Annotated in this window: 2 protein-coding genes; both read right to left on the bottom strand. The window is 73.0% G+C overall.

Annotation, left to right across the window (positions count from 1 at the left end):
• On the bottom strand, window positions 1-1,142 hold a 1,142-nt coding region (locus tag AB0L29_RS35365; protein ID WP_365833451.1), incomplete at its 3' end, for a beta-ketoacyl synthase N-terminal-like domain-containing protein.
• Between the two features lie 59 nt (window positions 1,143-1,201).
• On the bottom strand, window positions 1,202-4,116 hold a 2,915-nt coding region (locus AB0L29_RS35370), incomplete at its 5' end, for a KR domain-containing protein (protein ID WP_365833453.1).

Genomic DNA, 4,116 nt, shown 5'->3' on the forward strand with positions numbered 1-4,116 from the left:
ATCACACCGCTGACGCCTGCCGCGGCCTGCGCGTGCCCGATGTTCGACTTGATCGAACCCAGCCACAGCGGACGGTCCTCGGGCCGGTCCTGACCATAGGTCGCCAGTAGTGCCTGGGCCTCGATCGGATCACCCAGCGTCGTCCCCGTACCGTGCGCCTCCACGGCGTCGACCTGGTCGGCGGAGAGCTGTGCGGCGGCGAGGGCCTGCCGGATGACCCGCTGCTGGGAGGGACCGTTGGGAGCCGTCAGGCCGTTGGAGGCGCCGTCGGAGTTGACGGCGCTGCCCCGTACGACCGCGAGGACCGGATGGCCGTTGCGGCGCGCGTCCGAGAGTCGTTCGACGAGGAGGAGGCCGGCGCCCTCACCCCAGCCCGTGCCGTCGGCGGCGGCCGCGAAAGCCTTGCAGCGGCCGTCCGGCGCGAGGCCGCGGTCCTGGCTGAAGCCGACGAAGGACACAGGTGTCGCCATGACGGTGACGCCGCCCGCCAGGGCGAGGGTGCAGTCCCCCGCCCGCAGGGCCTGGATGGCCCAGTGCAGGGCGACCAGGGACGACGAGCACGCCGTGTCCACGGTCACCGCGGGCCCTTCGAGGCCGAGGGTGTAGGCGATCCGGCCGGAGGCGACGCTGGCGAGTGCGCCGGTCCCGCTGTCGGCGGAGTAGTCGTGGTAGGCGATGCCGGTGAAGACGCCGGTCCGGCTGCCTTTGAGGGACAGGGGGTCGATGCCCGCCCGCTCGAACGCCTCCCAGGCCGTCTCCAGGAGCAGCCTCTGCTGCGGATCCGTCTCACGGGCCTCACGCGGGCTGATCTTGAAGAAGTCGGCGTCGAACTGAGCGGCGTCGTGCAGGAACCCGCCTTCGCGGCAATAGGTTTTCCCGGGGGTCGCGGGCTCCGGGTCGTACAGCTCCTGGAGATTCCAGCCCCGGTCCTCGGGGAAGAGGGAGATGCCGTCACCCCCGGCGTCGACCAGCCTCCACAGGTCTTCCGGTGAGGCGATCCCGCCGGGATAGCGGCAGCTCATGGCGACGACGGCGATCGGCTCGTGGTGCCTGGCCTCGCTCTCGCGCAGGCGCCGCTTGGTCTGCTGAAGGTCCGACGTAGCGCGCCTGAGGTATTCACGCAGCTTGTCGTCGTTGCCCATCTGCCCCTCTGCCCCTCGATCGGTGGTGCTCGTACGGTTCCTGGACGGACGGACTCCGGTCAGGCGATGCCCAGTTCGCTGTCGAGGACGTCGAAGAGCTCGTCGTCCGTGGCGGACTCGTAGTCCGTGGACGGCTCACCCGCCGTGCCCCCCTCCTGCGTGTCCCGCCAGGTGCGCAGCAGCGCTTCCAGACGGCTGGTGATGCGTTCGTGATCGCGTCCCGCTGTCCCGGCGGCCAAGTCCGCGAGCACCGCCTCCAGCCGGTCGATCCCGCCGAGGGCTTCCCGGGCCGGGCTGTCGTCGGCGTCCGGCAGGATCAGGCCCTCGATGTACTCCGCCGCCGCCCGGGAGGTCGGGTGGTCGAAGACGAGCGTCGCCGACAGGGACAGACCGGTGGCCCGGTCCAGTCGCCTGCGCAGTTCCACGGCGGCCAGCGAGTCGAACCCGAGGTCCTTGAAGGCGCGATCGGGTTCGACCATCGCCGCGGAGGCGTGTCCGAGTACGGCGGCGACCTGGGCGCGCACGATGTCGAGGAGCCGGCGGACACGTTCCTCGGGAGACAGCGTGTTCAGGCGCCTGCGCAGTTCCCGGCCGGTGTCGGCTTCGCTCGGCCGGCGCGGGACCCGCACGAGGCCGCGCAACGGAGCCGGCAGTTCCTCGGCGCGGGCCCGCAGGGCGCGGTGATCGAGGCGGAGCGGAAGCAGGACTTCGTCGCCCGCGCTGCCGTCGGCCGGGGCGAGGGCGAGGGCGCGGTCGAACAGCTCGCGTCCTTCGTCGGCGTCCAGGTAGGGGATGCCGAGCTCCTTGGCGCGCACCAGCTCCTCCTCCGGGACGGCCGCACCCGTGTCCCAGGGCCCGAACGCCAGCGAGAGCGCCGGCAGGCCCTGCGCGCGTCGATGCCGGGCCAGCGCGTCGAGGAAGGTCGCGGCGGCGGCCTGGTTGGCCTGGCCGACGCCGTGCAGAAGCCCGGTCGAGGACGACAGGAGCACGAAGGCCGTCAGGGCGTGGTCCAGGGTCAGCTCGTGCAGATGCCAGGCGGCCCCCGCCCTGGGCAGCAGCGCGTTCTTCATACGCTCTTGGTCCATGGCCTCGAACAACCCGTTCGCGGCGGTCGCGGCCGTGTGGACGACAGCCCGCACGGGATGTTCGGCGGGTACGGCGGCCAGGGCCCGGCCCAGCGCGTCCCGGTCCGACAGGTCGCAGGCCCACTGTGTGACCTGGACGCCTTCGGCTTCCAGGTCGTCCGTGTCGGGTGCGACGGCGGACTCGTCCAGGAGGAGGAGCAGATGCCGCACACCGTGGTGATCGACCAGGTGCCGGGCGAGTGGGGCACCGTGCCCCTCGACGCCGACGGTCACGACCACGGTGCCGTCGGCCCCGGCCAACGGCAAGGACGGCAGCGTGGACTCGCCGGACACCGCCGACGGGGACCGAGGTGCCGGGTCGACCGTCCGCAGGCGCGAGACCAGGATCCGGCCCTCCCGGACCGCCACGTCCGGTTCCCCGGCGCCCACGACGGCGAGCGCCGCGGGCAGGATCGCGCGGGACTCCTCGGAGCCGTCCAGGTCCACCAGCGCGAACCGGCCCGGATACTCCGCCTGTGCGGACGTCACCATGCCCCGCAGCGCCGCCTGGGCCAGCCCCTGGACATCGCTGGCGGCCACCGCGCCCTCCGTGACCACGACGAGCCGGGCCGCACCGAGCCGGGGGTCCGCCACCCAGGAGCGCATGGTCTCCCGGACTCGGTCCAGGCGGGAACGGGTACCGGCCAGCACGTCGTCCGTGTCGTCGGCAGCGGTACTCGCGGCGAGCAGCACGGTCCGCTCGGCCATGTCGCCGCGCTCGACCGCGTCGGCGAAGGCGTCGACCCCGCCGAACGACGGGGCGTGCGCCTCACCCGTGGACCGGGGGTCGGGATCGCCCAGCACGGCCCATGTCGGGACGACGGAAGCGGCGGCCTCCTGGGAGGCGTCCTGCCATGTCAGCCGGTACAGGGAGTCGGGCCGCGATCCGGTGGCCGTCCGGGCGAGCTGCTCCTCGGTCACGGGGGCCGCAGTCAGCGACCGCACGGACAGCACCGGATCGCCCGCCTCGTCGGCGAGGTCCAGGGCCGCCGTGTCCGCTCCCTCGGCAACGGTGCTGCGCGCCAGGCGGGCGCGCAGAGTCGTCGCGCCAGGAGCCCACCGGGAGACTCCGGTCCACACGCGGGGCAGCGCCGCGGTTTCCTCCGGCTCCGCTCCCACGTGCCGCAGCAGACCGGCGGCTTCGAGCAGGGCGGGATGCACCGCGCAGCCCTCGGCCGTCTGCTGCTCCGCGTCGAGCGTCAGCTCGGCGAACACCTCGTCACCGCGCCGCCACAGCGCCGACAGCGCGCCGAGGGCGGCACCATGGCCGTAGCCCCGCTCGACCAGGGCACGCCGGGCCTCCTCCACGTCCATGGCGTGTGCCCCGGCCGGTGGCCAGACGGTGAGGTCCACCGTCGGCGACGGATCGGCTCCGGCCGTGAGCGTTCCCGTGCCGTGCAGCACGTCGGGGGTGTCGACGCTCTGACTCCGCGAGTGGATGCTCACCGTACGAGCGCCGTTCTCGTCGGCCGCTCCCACGGAGACCTGGAGCGTGGGCGCCTCATGACCGGTGAGGACGAGAGGCACCTCGGTCCGGAACTCGCTCAAGTGATCACAGCCGACGAACTCACCGGCGCTGAGCGCCAGGTCGACGAATCCGGCGGTGGGAAAGAGCAAGGTCCCCAGGACGTCGTTGTCCCCTACCCAGGCGAGCGCGTCGGCGGACAGCCGTCCGGTGAGGACGACGCCGTCACTGTCGGCGAGGGTGATCGCGGCGCCGAGCAGGGGATGCTCGGCCGTGTCCAGACCGGCGGCGGCGATGTTGCCGGCACCTGCCTGGGCGTCGATCCAGTACCGCTTGCGCTGGAAGGCGTAGGTGGGCAGGTCGACGCGGGTGACGTTCCGGCCGG

The sequence above is a fragment of the Streptomyces sp. NPDC052701 genome, from assembly GCF_040678355.1.
Classification (GTDB): Bacteria; Actinomycetota; Actinomycetes; order Streptomycetales; family Streptomycetaceae; genus Streptomyces.